General features: G+C 57.4%; 17 protein-coding genes. 11 read left to right on the forward strand and 6 right to left on the reverse strand.

Annotated features, from left to right (window positions below):
* The 7 genes from tssI to ACIOWA_RS16105 all read left to right on the forward strand — a co-directional run.
* A partial coding sequence (gene tssI / locus ACIOWA_RS16075) for a type VI secretion system tip protein TssI/VgrG (RefSeq protein WP_401160671.1) occupies nt 1-1,656 on the forward strand: 1,656 nt, incomplete at its 5' end.
* Complete coding sequence (locus tag ACIOWA_RS16080; protein WP_401160673.1) at nt 1,649-2,524, forward strand: DUF4123 domain-containing protein; 876 nt, start codon at nt 1,649-1,651, stop codon at nt 2,522-2,524. The genes tssI and ACIOWA_RS16080, both read left to right, overlap by 8 nt.
* On the forward strand, nt 2,521-5,919 hold the full coding sequence (locus ACIOWA_RS16085; protein ID WP_401160675.1) for a toxin VasX: 3,399 nt from the start codon (nt 2,521-2,523) through the stop codon (nt 5,917-5,919). The genes ACIOWA_RS16080 and ACIOWA_RS16085 overlap by 4 nt, the downstream gene beginning before the upstream one ends.
* A gap of 373 nt (nt 5,920-6,292) precedes the next feature.
* The gene (locus ACIOWA_RS16090; protein ID WP_401160677.1) at nt 6,293-7,099 is read left to right on the forward strand and encodes a hypothetical protein; all 807 of its coding nucleotides are present in this window, start codon (nt 6,293-6,295) and stop codon (nt 7,097-7,099) included.
* A 516-nt stretch (nt 7,100-7,615) separates the two neighbouring features.
* Complete coding sequence (locus ACIOWA_RS16095; RefSeq protein WP_401160679.1) at nt 7,616-8,371, forward strand: hypothetical protein; 756 nt, start codon at nt 7,616-7,618, stop codon at nt 8,369-8,371.
* Between the two features lie 81 nt (nt 8,372-8,452).
* Complete coding sequence (locus ACIOWA_RS16100) at nt 8,453-9,631, forward strand: hypothetical protein (protein ID WP_401160681.1); 1,179 nt, start codon at nt 8,453-8,455, stop codon at nt 9,629-9,631.
* Nucleotides 9,632-9,818: 187 nt separating this feature from the next.
* Nucleotides 9,819-10,244: a YciI family protein gene (locus ACIOWA_RS16105; protein ID WP_339466752.1), complete on the forward strand. Its 426-nt coding sequence runs from the start codon at nt 9,819-9,821 to the stop codon at nt 10,242-10,244.
* A 134-nt stretch (nt 10,245-10,378) separates the two neighbouring features.
* Here ACIOWA_RS16105 and ACIOWA_RS16110 read toward each other — a convergent pair whose 3' ends face one another.
* The 5 genes from ACIOWA_RS16110 to ACIOWA_RS16130 all read right to left on the reverse strand — a co-directional run bounded on the left by ACIOWA_RS16110 (nt 10,379) and on the right by ACIOWA_RS16130 (nt 15,054).
* Nucleotides 10,379-10,696 (reverse strand): cold-shock protein, encoded by a 318-nt coding sequence (locus tag ACIOWA_RS16110; RefSeq protein ID WP_401160683.1) that lies wholly within the window; start codon nt 10,694-10,696, stop codon nt 10,379-10,381.
* A gap of 302 nt (nt 10,697-10,998) precedes the next feature.
* Nucleotides 10,999-11,670, reverse strand: a complete 672-nt coding sequence (locus ACIOWA_RS16115; RefSeq protein ID WP_401160685.1) for a DUF3313 domain-containing protein — start codon at nt 11,668-11,670, stop codon at nt 10,999-11,001.
* 118 nt (nt 11,671-11,788) lie between these two features.
* Nucleotides 11,789-12,763 (reverse strand): hypothetical protein, encoded by a 975-nt coding sequence (locus ACIOWA_RS16120; protein ID WP_221732529.1) that lies wholly within the window; start codon nt 12,761-12,763, stop codon nt 11,789-11,791.
* A gap of 141 nt (nt 12,764-12,904) precedes the next feature.
* Complete coding sequence (locus ACIOWA_RS16125; protein ID WP_221732530.1) at nt 12,905-13,384, reverse strand: DUF934 domain-containing protein; 480 nt, start codon at nt 13,382-13,384, stop codon at nt 12,905-12,907.
* Nucleotides 13,381-15,054, reverse strand: coding sequence for a nitrite/sulfite reductase (locus ACIOWA_RS16130; RefSeq protein WP_401160687.1), 1,674 nt, complete (start codon nt 15,052-15,054; stop codon nt 13,381-13,383). The genes ACIOWA_RS16125 and ACIOWA_RS16130 overlap by 4 nt, the downstream gene beginning before the upstream one ends.
* Nucleotides 15,055-15,317: 263 nt before the next feature.
* Here ACIOWA_RS16130 and ccoN point away from each other — a divergent pair, with 263 nt between their 5' ends.
* Entirely contained in the window at nt 15,318-16,745 is a 1,428-nt protein-coding gene (ccoN, locus tag ACIOWA_RS16135) for a cytochrome-c oxidase, cbb3-type subunit I (RefSeq protein WP_401160689.1), read from the forward strand.
* A 15-nt stretch (nt 16,746-16,760) separates the two neighbouring features.
* A complete protein-coding gene (locus ACIOWA_RS16140; RefSeq protein WP_339466759.1) occupies nt 16,761-16,982 on the forward strand; it encodes a cbb3-type cytochrome c oxidase subunit 3 in 222 nt (73 codons plus the stop codon).
* A 69-nt stretch (nt 16,983-17,051) separates the two neighbouring features.
* Here the strand turns inward: ACIOWA_RS16140 and ACIOWA_RS16145 are convergent, their stop codons facing one another.
* Complete coding sequence (locus ACIOWA_RS16145; RefSeq protein WP_339466761.1) at nt 17,052-17,543, reverse strand: hypothetical protein; 492 nt, start codon at nt 17,541-17,543, stop codon at nt 17,052-17,054.
* A 215-nt stretch (nt 17,544-17,758) separates the two neighbouring features.
* Here ACIOWA_RS16145 and ACIOWA_RS16150 point away from each other — a divergent pair, with 215 nt between their 5' ends.
* Both ACIOWA_RS16150 and ACIOWA_RS16155 read left to right on the forward strand, forming a co-directional pair.
* Nucleotides 17,759-19,144: a hypothetical protein gene (locus ACIOWA_RS16150; RefSeq protein WP_401160692.1), complete on the forward strand. Its 1,386-nt coding sequence runs from the start codon at nt 17,759-17,761 to the stop codon at nt 19,142-19,144.
* Nucleotides 19,145-19,215: 71 nt separating this feature from the next.
* The gene (locus tag ACIOWA_RS16155) at nt 19,216-20,172 is read left to right on the forward strand and encodes a halovibrin HvnC (protein ID WP_339495923.1); all 957 of its coding nucleotides are present in this window, start codon (nt 19,216-19,218) and stop codon (nt 20,170-20,172) included.
* The last annotated feature ends 108 nt before the right edge of the window (nt 20,173-20,280 follow it).

Below are 20,280 nucleotides of genomic sequence, written 5' to 3' on the forward strand. Positions count from 1 at the left end.
GTGCTCAACGGTCATAGCGTTCAGGCCGATGCGTTTACCTTCCACGTCAGCACCAGCGCCGCTCGCGAATACTGCACGCAGTACGCGGAATCTGACCTGGAATTCATACAAAGGTTATGCGCCGAAGACGGTATCGCCTGGCACCACCAGCACTCACCGGACGGGCATTTGCTGGTATTCACCGACGATCAGGTGTTCCTGCCCAAACTCGGTGCCACGCCGTATCAGCAGGATTCCGGGATGGTCGCCGAGCATTCGGTGGTCAGCCGTTTCAGTGTGCGAACCAGCACCCGCACCAGCACGGTCACCCGCCGCGACTATGATTTGAAACGCCCAAGTCTATTGCTCGAAAGCCACTTCACCGCCGAATTCACCCCGGCACTGGAGGACTATCGATATCCGCTGTTGATCGAGAGCGAAAAGTCCGGCAAGCAACGGGCCCGTCAGGCGCTGGAGCGCCATCGCAGCGACTATGAATTGGGCGAAGGTCAAAGCGATCAGGCGAACCTGCGCTGCGGCCACTTATTCGAACTGACCGAACACCCGCGCAACAGCTGCAATGACCTGTGGTTGTTGCTCAGCGTGTCGCACGACGGCCGCCAGCCACAAGTGCTCGAAGAGTCAGTCAACAGCGACACCAAAGCCGCTGACGGCTTCACCCAGGGCTATCGCAATACCTTCAGCGTGATTCCCGCCGAGGTGGTGTTTCGCCCACAGTTGCCAGCACCGCGTCGTCCTCTGGTTTCCCAGACTGCACGTGTGACCGGCCCCGCTAACGAAGAGATCTACTGTGACGAATACGGTCGAGTGAAGTGTGAGCTGAGCTGGGACCGTGCTGAACTCAACAGCGAGCGCAGCAGTTGCTGGATCCGGGTTTCATCGAGCTGGGCCGGGGAACATTTTGGTTCGGTAACCATTCCGCGCATCGGTATGGAAGTCGTTGTGACCTATCTCGAAGGCGACCCGGACAAACCGCTGATCACCGGCTGTGTGCCCAACAAGGTTACGTCGCCACCCTACGCCTTGCCCGAGCACAAAACCCGAACCGTACTGCGCAGCCACAGTTCACCGCACACCGGCGGTTACAACGAACTGAAGATCGAAGACCGCGCCGGCCAGGAACAAATCTATCTGCGCGCCGAGCGTGACTTTGAACAACTGATCCTCAACGACAGCCACAGCCTGATCCGCCGCGACCGTTTCGAACAGGTCGACCACCACAGCACCAGCCTGATCAAGGCTGACGAACACCACACCACCGACGGGACGCGCAACACCGTCATCGGCAGCGACGACCTGCTCAGCATCAGCGGCAACAGCAGCACCACGGCGGATGGAACGCTGGTGATTCAGGCCGGGCCGCATGCGCGGGTTACCGCGAGCCAAGTGGTGATTGATGCCGGGACAAGCCTGACGCTGAGTGCTGGCGGTCATCACATCGTGATCAATTCGGGTGGGATCTTCAGCAGCGTCGCTATCGTCGAGGGCGGCGCGCCAGTGGTTGGAGTGACGGCGTTATCTGCTATCCCATCAGCCGAGATCGCCCTCCAAGCCCCCGTATTAATTCAAACGCAGCGTCTGACCCTGATGGCCAAGAGGCCGATCTGCGCTGTTTGCGAAGCCGCCAAACAGCAGCGTGGAGAAGCCGATGCTTGAATTACCGTCCTTACCCGATGACTTGCCATGGTCCGTGCAGGCCTATTTGCTGCTGGATGGTGTAAGTGTCCCCAACCTGCCGCAATGCCTGCGCCGCTGGGACAATCCGGCTTACTGCCTCTACCAAGGCACACGCTGGCAGGAGCTGGCGGATATTTCGCCGTACCTGATCACTCTCAAAGGCGCAGACGATCCGCTGCTCACGTACTTTCAGGAAAACGCCACGCAGGAATGGGGCTTCTTGCTGTTCAGCAAGGCCGATGCGCCAACGCTCTGCAAACACTGGCGTCGCCTGCTCACCGTCAAGCACCCGAGTTCGATTGAGGTCATGCTGCGCATCGCCGATCCAGCCGTCATGCATCCATTGCTGAACCTTGCGCAGCAAGCCAATAGCGCGCGCTGGTTCGGCCCGGTTCAGCACCTGTGCCTGCCCGATGGGCTACACGCCGTCTGGCAACAACATCAACGTGCGGACGCTGCTGCGCCCGACACCACCGATATCTATCAGTTGACCGAACAGGAACTCACCGCTCTGGGAGAGGCGCAGTTTCATCAGTCGGTGCTCAGCCTCAACAATCACTTGCAGCGATATTTCCCCGGATTCATGGCGGCCTGTTCAGCCTGGGAACGCCTTCGATTTGCCGAGAAAACAGCACAGCAGGCCTATCAACAAGGCTTCACCTCGGAACAGGAAATCACCCTCTACGCCAACGTTTTCGGCTATCTGGGCGAACAACCACTGAGCGCCCACCCGGACATTGCACAACTGCTGACAGCGCCCTCCCAACAATCTCCCTTGAGCCGCGTGCGACGCGCCGCCCAATTGGCGCATGAGCGCACCACCCATTCACCGAGCGACTTGCCATGACAGCCGACGCCAATATTGCCGCCATGGCCAAGAGCGCCCAGGACACCCGTTCCCCTCTGGAAATGTGTCACTTGATGAGCGAAAAAGTGCAGCTGTTACCGCTGCGCTATGGCCTGGTCGAACAGCTTGATCCTTCTTCTGAATTGAGCATGCCGCTGAGCCTGAGCAGCCAACCGCTGGGCATTCGGCTGTTGCGTGACGGCTACCTGTACATCATCGATAACGGCACCGGTTACTTGCACGAACACCGCATTGAGCAAGGCCAGATCAGCAAACTGGTCTGGAAAGGCCAGGAAGTGGCCAGCGACACGCGCACAGCATCGGTCGGTGAGCCGCAACTGATCTTCACCCGGCAGCACACGCTGTTCGCTGGCTATTCGGAAATCCAGTGGACGGCCTACAAATGTTCGCAAGTACTCAAGGACGCCACAGAGCGTGAACGTCTGATGCAACGCATCGAACCGGCGAGTGCTTGTCCGGACAAGGGCGGTGCGCACTTGTTGAGCCAACGGCAGGCGAATACCTGGCTGGCCGAGGTCGCCGAAAAATCCGCGCCAATCGATCTGCCCGAGGGCGCCAACCCGCAAGAGCGCCAGTCTTACGCCTGGGAAGACACGTCACTGTTCAAGAACACGTCGATTGAAACCCTCACCAGCCAAGTGCTGGGGGCCTATCAGAACGATTACCTGTTTCTGGTCTTGCGCGACGACTTCGGCGTGATGCGCGATCTGGCCAGCGCCCAACTGAATGTCGCGCACTGGCTCGATCAATGGAGCCGCGATGATGCCGCCCAGCGCCAGTACCTGACCGGCGCCTACATTCAGTCGTTGTACGAAGTGACCCCGGCACGCCTTGATGCACTGGCCAGCACCGACCCCGCCGTCAAAGCCCTGAAGGACGACACCAACGCCGAGCAACAAGCGGCCGTTGACGACTACTTGCGGGCGAAACGTGACAACGCCGGACCGTCAATCTTTGGCGACGAGGCTCATTGGCGAAAAGCGGCGCTGAGCAATCCTTACGCACGCGCCGCCGTCAATTTGCAGGACGCATTGGGTGAAGTGCTTTGGCAAAAACACCAAGGCACTGTCACGGCACTTCACTTGCAAACCTGGGAGGCGCTGTACGGAAAAGAGATCGGCCAACGCGGCATCGATCACCTGATCAACCGCAGCGACATGCAAGCGTTCGTCAGCCGGCAGCAGACGCTGCTGAGCCATTGGCAAAAGCGCTTGCAGGCCATTCGCGAAGATCGCCTGAACATGATCGTTGGTGGTCATTTTCACCGAGCGGCTTGGTACTACGACTTGCGCAACGACGAGCAGATCCGCCATCGGCTGGAAACCGAATTCCTTTGCGTGGCCGCCCTGTGCTGGAACCGCGAAGCCACCGAAAAACTGGCGACCTTCCTCGACAGCAACCTGCTGACCGTGGTGCCGGGGCTGGAGACCCTGACCTTGGCCGATCAGATGGAGGTGAGTAAAAAGCTCATGGACCTGAGCAACTTCTCGATCAAGGTCGCGGCGGCGCAGGAAAGCCTTGATGCGGTGGACGTGCTGACCAATCAGTTCAGAAGCTTGATGAATGAGCGGTTACCGAACTTTGCGGATTTGAATACGCGGTTTAGTGGGCTGCAGAGTTTGTTGGATGGGGCGTATAACCCGGCGCGGCAACTCAGTATTTCGGACGAGCTAGACACTGCTTATAAAGCATTCAAACAACGGCAAACCGTCGATCCAAATAGCTTCATCCGTGGCCTCGGCATCTCAACTCGTCTGCAACTGCTGCGCGAATTCTCCCGCAGTGGCCTGACCCTGCGGGCCGCGTCGGCGTCCGAATTCCAGGCCTTCAACAAAGCCCGCGATACCGCGCTCGACCTGCGCCGCCAACTCAAGGACAGCTACAAACTGCGTCACCGCGAGTTGTCGCGGCAGATCCACGGCTTGGCCCCATCCGGTAGCGAGCAGGTGCATAACCAGCGCATCAATCAGCTCAGGGCTGCGTTGGTACCGCTGGAGGATAATCTGAGCCGCGCCCTGACCGTCGGCTCAAGCGGGCCGGGACAAATCGGCACGGTGATCGATGGCATGGCCCCGGCGTTGCGAGAGGAGATGCACAGAACCGTGCGTGATTTCCGCGCGACGGGGACGTTTGGCAAACCTATTGTCAGTGCGCTGAAATCCAAGGGTGACGGGATTGCGTTGTTGCTGTTTGTTTATCAGGGGCAGAAGTTTTTGGAAGCGTTGAGTGCGCTTAATAAAAAAACTGATCGCCCTTTTTCAGAAACGTGGCCCCTCATCGAATCTTTCCTGGGCATGTCGGCTGCTGGTTTTGCAGCAGTACAGGGCTTGTCGGTGACGATCCTACAAGTGCATATCGAGCAAATGGACAGTGCCGCGGGCAAACTCAACACTATGAGCCGGTTGGGGCGCTGGAGCGGTATTGCAGGAAGTGCTGCATTTGGGTTCGGAGCATTGGCAGCTGCGATCGATCTAGGTAAACACTACGGGCAATGGACTAAAGCACTGGCCGAAGGCAACCACCAAGCCTTGGCCGCCACGACTATACAAATCGCCGGCGACGCTACCCTCGTAGGCACCAACACCTGGGGCGCCAAACACACGACGTCGATCATCAGTCAGGTTCTGAAAAAACCCGCCGAATTGCGAGCTATTGCCTGGGCCGAAGCCAGCCCCCGGCTGCTGGGCATCGCTGCGCAAGCCAATCTCATAGGCTTGATCGGCACAGCCCTGCAACTGCTGGGCGAAGGCTTCTACAACTACTTCAACCTGGACGCCTTGCAAAAATGGTTGCAGACCAGCGCTTGGGGCACCGCCAACCAGCAACGCAGCCTGCCAGAGGACTGGAGTGCACTGGCTACCGTGGTGCAACAACCGACCTGCGAGCTTATCCGCGAGAGTAAGCGCACCTATTTGCAACTCAGACTGCCCGGCGTCCGCACACGGGAAATGGACAGCCGCCGACTGCAACTGCTGGCCTATCAACAAACCCGCGCGGTACCAATCCCTGGCCCCTACAACAGCCAGTTGCCACCCCGGCGCTGGCAGGAATGCAGCGCCGCATGGGCCGCGGTGGCCGTAGTCGTCAGCCAGGAAGACGAGGCACTGACCTTGCACCTGCCGATCCCCGATGTCCTGCAAACATCCGATTTCGCCCTGGCCCTGAACATTGGCTACCAATTGGAAGCCGAACGCGATTTGATCCATCGCACCTGTTTTGTCCTGCGCGATCTGCGCATTGCCACAGAACGTGGTGTACGGTTGCCGGCCCAAGGCCTGTTCACACTCGACCCTGTCGAAACCTTGCCCACTGGATTGAGCAAGGCGCCGTACTGGTTATTCACCCGCGATGAAATGGCGACTGTCGATGTTTAGCAAACTGTTCAAGCGCAAAAAGAAACCCGAAATCAAAGACTCGGCACCGGACATTCGAAGCCAGCGCCCCAGTGCGGGCGAACTGCGGGTCAGGGGCTTGAACGAAACATTGTTTCTAGCGCCGTTGCCGGTTTACACCGGGCAGGCACAGGTGTCTCGGCGCAATTTTTCCGCAATGAATGAAACCTATCTGGAGTTGGGAGGAACCAACTATGGGATGGTCGAGCTGGGAAAAAGGCTGGCGATATATATCTGGATTCCATTGTTTTTAGCTTTCGTTTTTCCAGGGCTTGTCGTCATCCAAGGGGTGTTTTTTTATCCAGAAAACTTCCCAGCACCATTGAATGATCTGCTGACGCTCTCGAAAGCTGCAATGCTGGCTTCTCTTGGTGGAATTTTCCCTCTTGGCGGCTACGTCTACGGCATGCTCTCCAACGTCCGCGCCCTCGCCAAAAGTTACCCCGTGCGCTTCAACCGCCAGCGCCGCGAAGTCTGCTACATCGACGACACCACCCATCGCGTACTCATCGTGCCGTGGGAAAGCGTGGTGGCCTGGGTCGCCCGCAGTCAGGGCGTCACCAGTTACGGCGCCATGCGCGATTACACCTTCGGCATGGGACTGGAGGACGAAGAGCACGACACCGTGCAATTTATCCTGTCGGCCCAACCCAGCGATGTGCATGCACTGGGTATGTGGACGTCCATTCGCAATTACATGGAAGAAGGGGAATTGGTGGATACGCCAAGCCCCATGCTCGCCGCATTGGGTATCACCTTGAGTGAGGACGAACTCAAACCCTATGAAGGGCTGCACACGTTTGAAGTCGAACGCCTTGACGCCAGAGCACTGGGTCGATTGGACGATGGTGGCGGTCACCTCACTGCCGAAGAACGAAAGCGTTGGGGTTACTCCAAACGTTCGCCATGGCCCCTGCGCTGGTGGTACGTGCGCCGCATCCTGACCTTCTGGAAAATGCCCTACCTGATCGCCGAATGGGCGCACCGCAAGGGCCGCCCGACCCTGCCGGAAAACGTGCAAGCCTGGTCGCAACCCCTGCCCCCCGAGCAATGGGCCAAACCCAGTCCTGCGCTGCAAAAAGCCAATGCACAGGTCAAACACGCCATGGACAAAAAAGGTGTCAACTTCGTCGATGCCTGCAAAGCGGCAGGGTTGCATTGAGCGCGCCCTTTGAAACCTTGCCCAGCGGATTGAGCAAGGCCCCGTACTGGTTGTTCACCCGCGATGAAATGGCGACTGTCGATGTTTAGCAAACTGTTCAAGCGCAAAAAGAAGCCTGAAGCCACAGACTCGGCACCGGACATTCGAAGCCAGCGGCCTAGTGCCGGTGAACTGCGGGTCAGGGGCTTGAACGAAACGCTGTTTCTGGCGCCATTACCGGTTTACACCGGGCAGGCACAAGTGTCTCGGCGTAACTTTTCGGAGATGAACGAGATCTACCTAGAGTTGGGGGGGAATAACCGGGGCACAGTTGAGCAAGCGAAAATATTGGCTGCTGGAATATGGATGGTTTTATTCCTCGCCTTTTTAATGCCAGTGCTGATCTCAGTCTGGTTGGCATTTTTTAGCCCGTCAGAATTCAACCGGAAATTCTTAGAGCTTATTTGGGATGGATTGTACGTATTCGCCACGGGATCGCTTCTATCCATTATTCCAATTGGCGGCTACGTCTACGGCATGCTCTCCAACGTCCGCACCCTCGCCAAAAGTTACCCCGTGCGCTTCAACCGCCAGCGCCGCGAAGTCTGCTACATCGACGACACCACCCATCGCGTACTCATCGTGCCGTGGGAAAGCGTGGTGGCCTGGGTCGCCCGCAGTCAGGGCGTCACCAGTTACGGCGCCATGCGCGATTACACCTTCGGCATGGGGCTGGAGGACGAAGAACACGACACCGTGCAATTTATTCTGTCGGCCCAACCCAGCGATGTGCATGCACTGGGTATGTGGACGTCCATTCGCAATTACATGGAAGAAGGCGAATTGGTGGATGCCCCCAATCCCATGCTCGTTCTGTTGGGACTGACTCCAACCGAAGACGAACTCAAGCCTTATGAAGGCCTGCACACGTTCGAGATTGAACGTAAAGGTGCGCGCTTCACGGGTTCGCTTGACGATGGCGCCGAGCACCTGACCGCCGAACAACGTCACCGTTACGGTTACGGCAAACGCACCCCATGGCCCCTGCGCTGGTGGTACGTGCGCCGCATCCTGACCTTCTGGAAAATGCCCTACCTGATCGCCGAATGGGCGCACCGCAAGGGCCGCCCGACCCTGCCGGAAAACGTGCAAGCCTGGTCGCAACCCCTGCCCCCCGAGCAATGGGCCAAACACAGTCCTGCGCTGCAAAAAGCCAATGCACAGGTCAAACACGCCATGGACAAAAAAGGTGTCAACTTCGTCGATGCCTGCAAAGCGGCAGGGTTGCATTGAGCGCGCCCTTTGAAACCTTGCCCAGCGGATTGAGCAAAGCCCCGTACTGGTTGTTCACCCGCGATGAAATGGCGACTGTCGATGTTTAGCAAACTGTTCAAGCGCAAAAAGAAGCCTGAAGCCAAAGACTCGGCACCGGACATTCGAAGCCAGCGGCCTAGTGCCGGGGAGCGACGGGTGAAGGGTTTGAATGAGACCTTATTTCTGGCGCCGTTGCCGGTTTACACCGGACAGGCACAAGTATCTCGGCGTAACTTTTCAGCAATGAACGAAACCTATCTTGAGTTGGGCGGTAGCAACTTCGGGATGGTTGAGCTCGGAAAAAGACTGGCGATCCTGATTGGATTTGTTTTGTTCGGAGCTTTTGTAGTCCCGAGCCTGCTCATCATCTATGGGGTGCTCTTTTATCCAGAAAACTTCAGGAACCCTTTGCATGAAATACTGACTTTTTTTCAAGTTGGCGTCGTGGTTTGCCTTGTATCCATGATCCCCCTTGGCGCCTTCATCTACGGCATGCTCTCCAACGTCCGCGCCCTCGCCAAAAGTTACCCCGTGCGCTTCAACCGCCAGCGCCGCGAAGTCTGCTACATCGACGACACCACCCATCGCGTACTCATCGTGCCGTGGGAAAGCGTGGTGGCCTGGGTCGCCCGCAGTCAGGGCGTCACCAGTTACGGCGCCATGCGCGATTACACTTTCGGCATGGGGCTGGAGGACGAAGAGCACGACACCGTGCAATTTATCCTGTCGGCCCAACCCAGCGATGTGCATGCACTGGGTATGTGGACGTCCATTCGCAATTACATGGAAGAAGGGGAATTGGTGGATACGCCAAGCCCCATGCTCGCCGCGTTAAGCATCACGTTGAGCGAAGATGAACTTAAACCGTATGAAGGGCTGCATACCTTCGAAATCGAACGGCTCGACGCCCGATTTATGGGCGATCTCGATGACGGCATGGATGATGACTATCGCAAGCGCTATGGATATCCCCAACCCACGAGATGGCCCCTGCGCTGGTGGTACGTGCGCCGCATCCTGACCTTCTGGAAAATGCCCTACCTGATCGCCGAATGGGCGCACCGCAAGGGCCGCCCGACCCTGCCGGAAAACGTGCAAGCCTGGTCGCAACCCCTGCCCCCGGAACAATGGGCCAAACCCAGCCCAGCCCTGCAAAAGGCCAATGCACAGGTCAAACACGCCATGGACAAAAAAGGTGTGAATTTCGTCGATGCCTGCAAAGCGGCAGGGTTGCATTGAGCGCGCCCTTTGAAACCTTGCCCAGCGGATTGAGCGGGACGCCGGACTGGTTGTTAGATATCCAGAACCAGTAACTCGGCAACTCCTACACTGGCGGTTGCTGCATCGTTATTTATCCCGCGTGTCGATTCGCGGCGTTCCCGTTCGACTAAGCAGTGAATCCCCCACACTCCACGGAGTCACCACTATGCGATTCATGATCCTCGTAAAAGCCAGCGCCGATTCCGAGGCCGGCATCATGCCCAGCGAAGAACTGCTTAGCGCCATGGGCAATTTCAACGAAGAACTGGCCAAAGCCGGCATCCTGGTAGCGGCCGATGGCCTGCACCCGAGCAGCAAAGGTGTTCGGGTGCAATTCTCGGGTGATAAACGCACGGTCATTGACGGCCCTTTCATCGAAACCAAAGAGCTGGTGGCCGGCTACTGGATCTGGGACGTGAAGTCGAAAGCAGAAGCCATCGAATGGGTCAAGCGTTGCCCCAACCCGATGCCGGGCACCGACTCGGATATCGAGATTCGCCAGATATTCTCCGCCGAGGATTTCGGCGCCGAATTCACCCCGCAACTGCGCGAGCAGGAAGAGCGCATTCGCGAACAGGCGAAGAAGCCCTGACCGCCCCTGCCCACCTCGCGCTCGATTAACTTTAGGAGCTGTCGAGTGAAACGAGGCTGCGATCTTTTGATCTTGCTTCTAAAGACCAAGATCAAAAAATCGCAGCCTGCGGCAGATATCAAGATCGTTGCGGTTCAGATGAGATGTATGTTTTTAGCTTGTTTGCCTGATTTGTCTACCGTTACATCAAACGAAACTCTTTGACCATCTCGAAGCAATTCTATATCTGTACGTTGAAGCTCAGAGAAATGCACAAAAATAGTATTCCTGTCCTCATCCGACGTGATATAGCCAAAACCCTTCGCCTCGTTAAAAAACTTCACCGTTCCCGTAGCCATATTTGCCTTCCTTCTTTCATTTACGCGCAAGCCGATAATTTTGCGCGGCACCCAACCATCAAAAACCAATACCATTCCGACAACTGTCAAACCTGACAGGGTGTAAATATCCACAGTCTCACCCGCCTGCCGCTGGCCTGGCCGCGATTACCTGCTAGCTTCAATCGCAGGTGTCCTGAACGCTTGGTAAAGCAGGATTACTCATTAGCGGCACAGGCGTGCCGGCATCGACAATGTTCATCAGAGAGTCGTGAATTCATGGCGAAGAAAATGAGAAGGCATGCATGGCTATTGGCGGGGGCTCTTTTGCCCGCGATTGCGTTTGTCAGCTGTGGCGTCGGTACTTGAGAACTCAGCTCCCAAGCCCTTAGGCATTGCCTCGGATCACGCCTGAGGCAATGCCTGAAAGCGTCGGCTTATTTGGATTTGAGCTTGAGATACGACTGGTTCAGATCCGACGCCCAGCCATCGATCACGCTTTTCACGTCATCAGCCTTCATGACCTGCGATTCGTTTGCCAGCGGCTTGCCGGTGCCCTTGCGTACCACCTGAGCAACCACTTTGTTGTTAGCGCCATCCAGGAACACCGCTTCGGTGGCCAGGGTGGTTTCCTGATCACGGATACCGCTCGCCGTGCTGACAGCCGCGGCCACCAGCGCAATCGGGATCACTTCATAGGGTTTGAGACCTTCGGTCTTGCTGCTGACGGCGGTGATCGCCGCTCGCACCACCATCACGCCCGGGCCTGGACCGGTGGCCAATGGCAAGGACTTGCCGATTTCGCGTTTGAGTGCCTGATCGTAATAGCGGGTGATACCGTTGAGCGTCTGTTGCGGGATCTTGGCGGTTGACTGGGGTTGGGGATAGAGCTGGGTCGGTTCGATGTAAACGCTGGTGAGCTTGTTGATGTCGGCTTTGGGGTCGATCCAACGCATCACGTCGGCACCGGACGGTGACTTGGCCTCTTTGAGCAGGCTGTAGTCCTTGAGAAACCCGGAGTATTCATCGGGAGCAACGGTTTTGCTGGCGCACCCGAGCACTGCGAGGGTGGCAATGCACAAGGTGCCCATCATTACGGCTGGCTTCATGCTGTAACTCCTTTCAACAAGGCCTGAATGTATTGCGTCAGGGGGAGTTACAGGTATAGCTAAAGTCCGCAAAATTGCACTGGCGCCGAATCAGGGGGCTGTTGCCCCCTGCGACATTTCACCAGGAAGACGTCTCGCCACTTCTCAACGCCATCTCACGCCGACTGTTGGCGCGCATCGCCTTGATCAGCGACACCGTGCCTACCAACAAAATCGCGGCGCCAAACAGGAAGTCGATGTTGTACAACTGGAAGTCTTGCACCGGTCCGATCAGCAGCACCCGCACCACCGCAATGCCCGCCAGCGTGGCAAGGAAGTCGATCCCCGGCTCATCGCGATAGAACACCAGCATCAACGGCAGGCACAGCACCAGCAGCATCAACAGCACCACAACCTTGAACGAGCCTTTGCGCTCGACGCTGAACGCGCACTCGTGCGGGCCGTAGGCCTTGTAGTCTTCGTCGCGGATCATCGAGTTTTTCTCGTTGATGTAATCGACACGGTTGTATTTCTGGATCGGTGTGAAGGTGTTGGACATCGCCATCAGCGTGGTGATGTTCTTGAAACGCAAGTCAATGCGTTCGCTGCCCTTGAGGTAATAGAGCACCGGTTTATAACCGTAACGGTAGGTATCGAACGGAAATTCGGTGACCTGACCCTGAACGCCGATCGGGCGAGGCTCAAGTTCAGCGTAGGCACTTTTGTTGGAGGACGAGAGATTGCGGCTCAGTGGCTGAACCTTGACCTGCTCCAGGAAGATCGGCGTGACGCCGTAGGACCACTGCAACGGTTCCAGACGCAGGCGCAGTTCGTTGCGGCCCAGGTCGTAACGGTTGAACGTGCGTTCGGACACCACCACAGAACCGCTGAGCATGAATTCGCCGCGCAGGTTGTTGGTGACGCGCAAGGTCAACTGGTCCTTGCCCAGCAACGCCGCCTCGTTGGTCGGCGGTGTGCCGCACCACGCGGTACTTTCACCGGCACCGCCGAGTTGGCCGTCGCGGTTTTCCTTGAATACATAAAAGTAACTGGCCCACAGCGTCAGCATCAAAAGCGACGCGGTGAGGCTCAGGATTTTCTTGCCCGGACTCACTGAACAGACTCCCTTCTTCGGTCCCATCGGCCAGCCGAAAACCCGCTGGCGACGGCGACTCTACCAAAAGGCCACCATCGACCCAAGAAAAAAAGCCCGAAACGTCAGCGCTCTAAGGGTTTCCCCTGTACCGGCAAAGGGTTAGCGGCGGCGGAATAACGGCCGCGGCTCAATCACCGAACGGCCATACAACACACTCATCCCCGCCAGCCCTTTGAGCGCATCTTCAGCCGATTTGTCTTCACGCACGGCAAAACTGTCGAACCCGCATTGGCGCATATGGCTGAGTTGATCACGCAGCACATCGCCAATTGCGCGCAACTCCCCTGCCCAGCCAAAACGACTGCGCAGCAGATACGCCTGACTGTAGGCGCGGCCGTCGCGAAAGCTTGGGAAGTCCAACGCGATCAGCGGCAGCGAGGCCAGCCACGGGACCAGGCTTTCGACGTCATCGTCCGGCCCCAGCCACACCGCGTGGGTGGACGGTGACTCCAGCCAATGGGCCAGCGGCAGAATCAACAACCCTGCGGGCCGTGGTGTCGAAGGCTCGCGCACCAGCCTCCACGGATCATTCAGCTCAATCCGCGCCACTCCCTGCTCAAGTCGCAGCAGATTGTTCATGCCGGCACCTCCAGCGCCTTCGGATACACACGCTCCTTGAACGGCTCCAGCCCGATACGCGCCAACGTATCGACAAACAGCTCTTCGCTTTCGCGATAGCGCACAAACGTGCCGATGATCCGTTCGATCACTTGTGGCACCTCGGCGGCGCTGAACGACGGGCCGATGACTTTGCCCAACGCGCTGTTCTTGCCCTGGGCGCCACCGAGGGTGATCTGGTACCACTCGCTGCCGTTCTTATCGACGCCGAGGATGCCGATATTGCCGATGTGGTGATGGCCGCAAGCGTTGATGCAGCCGGAGATGTTCAGGCTGATATCGCCCAGGTCGTGCAGGTAATCGAGGTTATCGAAACTCGACTGAATCGCCTGGGCAATCGGGATCGACTTGGCGTTGGCCAGCGCGCAGAAATCACCGCCCGGGCAGGCGATGATGTCGGTCAACAGGCCGACGTTGGCACTGCCTAGACTTTGCTCACACGCCAGTTGCCACAGGGCGTACAAATCCGCTTTCGGCACATCCGGCAGGACGATGTTCTGCTCATGGGCGATGCGAATCTCGCCAAAACCGAAGCGTTCCGACCACTGCGCCACCGCGAGCATTTGCAACCCGGTGACGTCTCCTGGCGGTGCCGCCAGACCCGGTTTTGTCGACAGCACGACGCTGGTGTAACCGGCCACTTTGTGCGGCTTCACGTTACGCGCAACCCAGCGGGCAAAAGCCGGGCTTTCGGCCAGTCGCGTGCCGAAGTCCAGATCGGTGTCGGCCAGCGTGCGATAGGTCGGTGGTACAAAAGCGCTGGCGACCCGTTGATACTCGGCGTCGGTCAACTGCGCCGGGCCGTCCTTGAGGTGTTGCCATTCCTCTTCGACTTCTTTGGCGAACGCCTCGATGCCCAGCGCCTTGACCAGAATCTTGATCCTCGCCTTGTATTTGTTGTCGCGCCGCCCGTGGCGGTTGTAGACCCGCAGCACCGCTTCGACGTAGGACAACAAATGCTGCCACGGCAAACCTTCGCGGATCTGCAAACCAAGGATCGGCGTGCGCCCTAACCCTCCGCCGACGATCACTCGCAACAGCATTTGCCCGTCGCGGCCGGGATAAAGATACAGACCGATGTCGTGCATCATGATCGCCGCGCGATCCTGCTTGGCCGAGCAGATGGCGATTTTGAATTTGCGCGGCAGGAACAGAAATTCCGGGTTGATCGTCGACCACTGGCGCAGGATCTCCGCTAACGGACGCGGGTCGATCATCTCGTCCGCTGCGACCCCGGCGAACGCTTCGGTGGTGATGTTGCGCACGCAGTTGCCGGAGGTCTGGATTGCATGCATGTTCACTTGCGCCAAACGTTCAAGGATGTCCGGCACCTGGGCCAGTTCGATCCAGTTGAACTGCATGTTCTGCCGCGTGGTGAAGTGGCCGTAACCTCGGTCGTAATCACTGGCAATGCTGGCCAACGTGCGCATCTGCTCAGCGCTCAGCGTCCCGTAAGGAATCGCCACGCGCAGCATGTACGCGTGCTTTTGCATGTACAGGCCGTTTTGCAGACGCAGCGGCAGGAACTCCTCTTCACTCAATTCTCCTGCCATGAACCGTTCGACCTGATCGCGAAATTGCGCAACGCGCTCGAACACCAGTGCGCGGTCGTAATCGTCGTATTGATACATGCAGCGGCTACCTCATCAGGTTGAACGAATATCAGAACTGTGGGAGATAGCCACTATGCCGTTACAGCGCAGCACGTTACAGATTCACCTGAACGTATAAATACCGTATCAGGGCGCGGCAGATCGCCGCAGGCAGTAGCCAAATCTGATCCGCACAAATGAAAGATTCCTGAGCCTGTTTTGTTTTTGACGAGGTTTCTACAGTGCAGCTCGTGCCAGACCGGGTGGCCTGGCAAGACTTTGCAACCGTGGATGAACTGACCATGAGCACAGCAACAATCGGACAGGCTTACAACTACAAGGTCGTCCGCCAATTCGTTATCGCGACGGTTTTCTGGGGTGTGGTGGGCATGGCGATGGGCGTGTTGATCGCCTCGCAACTGGTATGGCCGGAAATGAATCTGGACCTGCCGTGGACCACCTTCGGTCGCTTGCGACCGCTGCACACCAGCCTGGTGATTTTCGGTTTCGCCGGCAGCGCGCAATTCGCCGCCAGTTACTACGCCGTGCAGCGCACCTGCCAGGTGCGGCTGTATTCGGACACGCTGGCCGCGTTCACTTTCTGGGGTTGGCAATCGGTGATCGTGATCATGCTGATCACCCTGCCGATGGGCTACACCACCACCAAGGAATATGCCGAGATCGAATTCTCGGGCGCCGTGTGGATGGCCGTGGTCTGGGTCGCCTACGCCGTGGTTTTCTTCACCACTGTGGTGCAGCGCAAAACCAAGCACATCTACGTCGGCAACTGGTTTTTTGGTGCGTTCATTCTGGTGATCGCCATGCTGCATGTGGTCAATCACTTGTCGATTCCGGTGGACTGGTTCAAGTCTTATCCGGTGTATTCCGGCGCCACCGACGCGATGGTGCAGTGGTGGTACGGGCACAACGCAGTGGGGTTCTTCCTGACCACCGGATTCCTGGGGATGATGTATTACTTCGTGCCCAAACAGGTCAACCGGCCGGTGTACTCGTACCGATTGTCGATCGTGCACTTCTGGGCGCTGATCACCCTTTACATCTGGGCCGGCCCGCACCATTTGCACTACACCGCACTGCCGGACTGGGCGCAGTCGCTGGGCATGGCGATGTCGCTGATCCTGTTGGCGCCGAGCTGGGGCGGGATGATCAACGGCATGATGACGCTCTCGGGCGCCTGGCATAAGTTGCGCACCGACCCGATTTTGCGCTTCCTGGTGCTGTCGCTGGCGTTCTACGGCATGTCGACGTTCGAAGGGCCGATGATGGCGATCAAAACCGTCAACGCCCTCTCCCACTACACCGACTGGACCATCGGCCACGTACACGCGGGCGCTCTGGGCTGGGTGGCGATGATCACCTTCGGCGCGACGTATCACATGGTGCCCAAGGTGTTTGGCCGCGAGCAGATGTACAGCACGCCGCTGATCAACCTGCACTTCTGGCTGGCGACCATTGGCACGGTGTTGTACATCGCTTCGATGTGGGTCAACGGCATTACTCAAGGCCTGATGTGGCGAGCGATCAACGAGGACGGCACGCTGACGTACTCCTTCGTCGAGGCGCTGCAGGCCAGTCACCCGGGATTCATCGTGCGCTTTGCCGGTGGGGTGTTCTTCCTCAGCGGCATGTTGTTGATGGCCTACAACGTCTGGCGCACGGTGCGAGTAGCGGATATTGCGCTGGCGCGCAGTGAAGCGCAGATCGCCTGAGGCAGGGAGCCGGTGATGTTCGATATTTTCTTGAATGTGCTGGGGGTGGTGTTTTTGTGGCTGGCGGTGGAGTACTGCTTGCGGCACGAGACCGCGCAAAGTCTGGACGATGCGAGCATGGTGCCTTTTGCTGATGATCCGCAGGTGGCTCGGCGAGTTGAGCTGGCAACAGGTAAAACCGTGAAAGCGGTGGCGCCGGAAGAGGCGAAACCGGGTTGGATCAACCTGGATATGTAGCGTTACCCCTTACTTCCTGTGGGAGCGGGCTGGCCGGCTCCCACAGGGGGAAGGTGTGAGCCCTTGAAACTACGCGCGATCACGCGGGATCAGGCTCTGCAGTTGCAACGCCAGAAAATCCGCATCAAACAAAAACGTATCCGGATCCTTCAAGCCATTGGTCTTGCGCCATTGCCACTCTGCGCCCGGCAATCCCACCAGCGAAATACTGCCGTAACGCGCCGCCGTCAAGCCCATCACCGCCAGTGAAATCTGCCCCGCGCTGCCCATCACATCGGGCACGAACTCCACTGGTTTGCCAGCAATCACGATCGTCAGCTTCTCTGTCTTGAAGGTCGAGGTCTCGACCGGAGTGCTCGGTCCGAAGGCGACATAGGCTTCGCGGTTAACCTCCAGCAGATTCGGTGCCTGCACCGGTTGCAGCCATTGCTGAATATTGCCGAACAATTCGGTGATTCGCGTCGCCCATGCCTCCGACTGCGTTGTGAACAGTTGCTTCTTGTGCGCTTCGCTTTCGGCGTAGTGACGAAGCATCTCGCCCAGTTGCTGTACATCGTTCATTTGCTGCATTCCTCAGGGGAGCCTGCGAACTTCGATAGTGGCAGATCGAAGTCTGCGCGTACGGCAATCGTCAGTTTCGTAGTCCTGTACCACGTCTTAATGCGACGGACGGTATGTATCCACCGTGTTCACCTGTCAGATCTGACAGTAGGCACCCGTCCCCCATAGGTTTTAGATACGCCTATCCATTAATGACACAGATTGGAGCATTCGCGATGGCGCAGCAGATCGATGACGAAGGACCGTTGAAAATCGACCGGGTCAATATTCCCGGCTGCGTTTCGCCAGTGGAGCACCCGGCGAAACCGCACTGCGGCTTGAGACTTTCCTTGATCTCGGATGGAAACATCCAACTGGTCATCGACCCCTGGACCGATCAGTCCGCTTTTGACTTCGCCGATGTGTTGCTCAATGATTCCGATACCTCGGTGGCCCATAAAACAATTCAGCCGGGTGATATGAACAAGCGATTCGATATGAATTTGCCGGCAGATCTTTTGAAGGACGGTATCAATCAGCTTCGTTTACGGGTAGAGCGGATCAGCGGGAACCAGAATACCTCTGATCCACTGGTTGTGCTTTACCACACGCCTCGACCGGCCGGCGAGATAACCGGCCCCGGGGACAACCCGAATCTGCTCCTGAACCTTCCGGCTGACGTGATTGCCCATGGCATCGATGCCGACCGGGCAGCGCGCGGAGTGGAGGTCACCCTGAGTTACGTTTACATGCGAGAACACGACGTCATCACGCTCGATTGTGACGGTCGAAACATATCGCATAAGGTGACCGCGGCCCAAGTGACCGCCCGCCGTGTGATTTTGACGCTCACCACCGCCGACTTCTGGCAAGACAACCCGAAGTTCGCCCTGCGTTTCAGGGTGGTCGACCAGCTCGGTAATAGCTCGGGGCCGCGGGCAATCTTGTCAAAAACCACGTTTGTTGACGTACACATCCGCAAGATTGAGCTGGATCTGCTCCAACCCAAAGTCCTGGAAGCCAAGGACGCCAACGGCACGGTATTAAATTTTGTGCGCGATTTTTATTCCGCGCAGCACGCGACGGTCGAGGTGAAATACACCGGCTCCGATGAAGGACAGAGCGTCAAGGTGTATTGGCTGGGGCGTAATTCCACTTATGGCAGCGAAATTCAGAACATAACTGTCGCTGGCCAGACGTTGCGTTTTCTTGTTCCTCGCCAGGAAGTGGTGGACACCGTGGGAAGCGGCGCTGCGGTTTACTACACCGTCCGGCTGCCCGGCACCGATGAAGATCTGCCATCGAAAGACCTGCGATTGACAGTCACCAGGCAAAGACACGATCTGCCGGAACCGACGCTGAACGCCGCCAAGGACAACCTTAGAATTTACTACCCTACCCTTGAAGCGGATTACAAAGCCCGGATCTCTTTGACCGTTGGAACAGATCGCCAAGACAGTGAAGAATTTGAAATCACCCAGGCGTCTTATACAAACGTTCCCGTCCCGGCGAGTTGGATCATATCGAACAAAGGGAAGCTGGGGTTATTCAACTACACCCTCAGAAAAACCGGCACAAACGAGCCGATCATCTTTTCCTGGTACTTACGCGTGACGCTCTGACCAGGCCAGAACTCTGCACAACAGCTCCCCATTAACGGTTTCGGTTTACGAATAAACGTAGGGACAGTGTCATGCGTTATCTAATAGCCTTAATATTTATCAGCCTGTTGGCCGGTTGTTCCCAAACCAGTCCACAAGCCCCGACAATGATTAACGCCAGTAGTACGCAAGTAGTGGATGGCTTCGCCATCGCTGCTTATCTGCAAACGCTATACGGGCGCAAATTCCCCAACTGCAACAAAGTAAATTCGCAACCTGCATTTCTCTGTTCCGGCGTGACCATACGGGTCACTTTGAAGAGCACCAGTTATAAAGTCTGGGAACCCAGCCCGTTTTCAGTGAGACAGGGTGGTGTCGCATTTTCATACTTGCGGGCGGATGCGGACTTCGGTCGCTTCGCCTATGCGCGTGCAAACGGTTACATCCTTTACCCCGTCCTCGAAGCGCCGGTCGATAAATACAAAATGCACTATTTGTGCGCTTACCCTTATGACGCTTGGTCCCAGACCCGTGAGGCAGACAAGCCATGCGGTCCGCACCCAAGCTATCCGGCTCAAAGCAGACTGTGCCAAGACACTGGGGTAACGACCGCAGAACAGTGGCTCGCCGTGTGGAGGATACCGGAGGGCAACCCCAACCAGCGGCAGTGCGGATTCGACGTGAATGACAATCGCAATGCGCTCGCCGGCCCTGCTTTTTATCAGTCGATCCGCGCCAGAAGCCTGGTGAACGGGAGTGGAGTCAATGAACACAACGAGCTCACGATCAAGACCTGGTGCGATCCCCTCAGCACCAATCCACAGAAGTCTTGTGCGCAATCGTTCCCGGCGAACAAGTTTCCGATCATGGCCTTCTTCTACACGCAAGACGGCCAGGCCCTGGCGGATGCTCAATACAATCAGCGGGATTTCTACAACTCGACCAACCCGAAAATCATCGTGCCGATCATTCGTCTTGTGCTCTCGACCAGCATTCCAGGCACAGCGAAGTTCGAATATATCCCTGCGGATCAAACAGTTACGCCATAAGCGCTTGCAGCGCAGCACCGAAGTACGCGGCATATTCTCGTAATGGCTAACGAGTGCAGTTCCACAAACAACGTGCAGTCGATTTTTCCACCTGTTTTTAACCGGACG

This window comes from Pseudomonas sp. NPDC087614, assembly GCF_044743485.1.
GTDB classification, from domain to species: Bacteria; Pseudomonadota; Gammaproteobacteria; order Pseudomonadales; family Pseudomonadaceae; genus Aquipseudomonas; species Aquipseudomonas baetica_A.

What these genes read in the sequence shown, in the direction of transcription:
- ACIOWA_RS16080 (WP_401160673.1), top strand. Translation starts at nt 1,649, where the DNA reads ATGCTTGAATTACCGTCCTTACCCGATGACTTGCCATGGTCCGTGCAG.
- ACIOWA_RS16085 (WP_401160675.1), top strand. Translation starts at nt 2,521, where the DNA reads ATGACAGCCGACGCCAATATTGCCGCCATGGCCAAGAGCGCCCAGGAC.
- ACIOWA_RS16090 (WP_401160677.1), top strand. Translation starts at nt 6,293, where the DNA reads ATGCTGGCTTCTCTTGGTGGAATTTTCCCTCTTGGCGGCTACGTCTAC.
- ACIOWA_RS16095 (WP_401160679.1), top strand. Translation starts at nt 7,616, where the DNA reads ATGCTCTCCAACGTCCGCACCCTCGCCAAAAGTTACCCCGTGCGCTTC.
- ACIOWA_RS16100 (WP_401160681.1), top strand. Translation starts at nt 8,453, where the DNA reads ATGTTTAGCAAACTGTTCAAGCGCAAAAAGAAGCCTGAAGCCAAAGAC.
- ACIOWA_RS16105 (WP_339466752.1), top strand. Translation starts at nt 9,819, where the DNA reads ATGCGATTCATGATCCTCGTAAAAGCCAGCGCCGATTCCGAGGCCGGC.
- ACIOWA_RS16115 (WP_401160685.1), bottom strand. Translation starts at nt 11,670, where the DNA reads ATGAAGCCAGCCGTAATGATGGGCACCTTGTGCATTGCCACCCTCGCA.
- ACIOWA_RS16125 (WP_221732530.1), bottom strand. Translation starts at nt 13,384, where the DNA reads ATGAACAATCTGCTGCGACTTGAGCAGGGAGTGGCGCGGATTGAGCTG.
- ACIOWA_RS16130 (WP_401160687.1), bottom strand. Translation starts at nt 15,054, where the DNA reads ATGTATCAATACGACGATTACGACCGCGCACTGGTGTTCGAGCGCGTT.
- ccoN (WP_401160689.1), top strand. Translation starts at nt 15,318, where the DNA reads ATGAGCACAGCAACAATCGGACAGGCTTACAACTACAAGGTCGTCCGC.
- ACIOWA_RS16140 (WP_339466759.1), top strand. Translation starts at nt 16,761, where the DNA reads ATGTTCGATATTTTCTTGAATGTGCTGGGGGTGGTGTTTTTGTGGCTG.
- ACIOWA_RS16145 (WP_339466761.1), bottom strand. Translation starts at nt 17,543, where the DNA reads ATGAACGATGTACAGCAACTGGGCGAGATGCTTCGTCACTACGCCGAA.
- ACIOWA_RS16150 (WP_401160692.1), top strand. Translation starts at nt 17,759, where the DNA reads ATGGCGCAGCAGATCGATGACGAAGGACCGTTGAAAATCGACCGGGTC.
- ACIOWA_RS16155 (WP_339495923.1), top strand. Translation starts at nt 19,216, where the DNA reads ATGCGTTATCTAATAGCCTTAATATTTATCAGCCTGTTGGCCGGTTGT.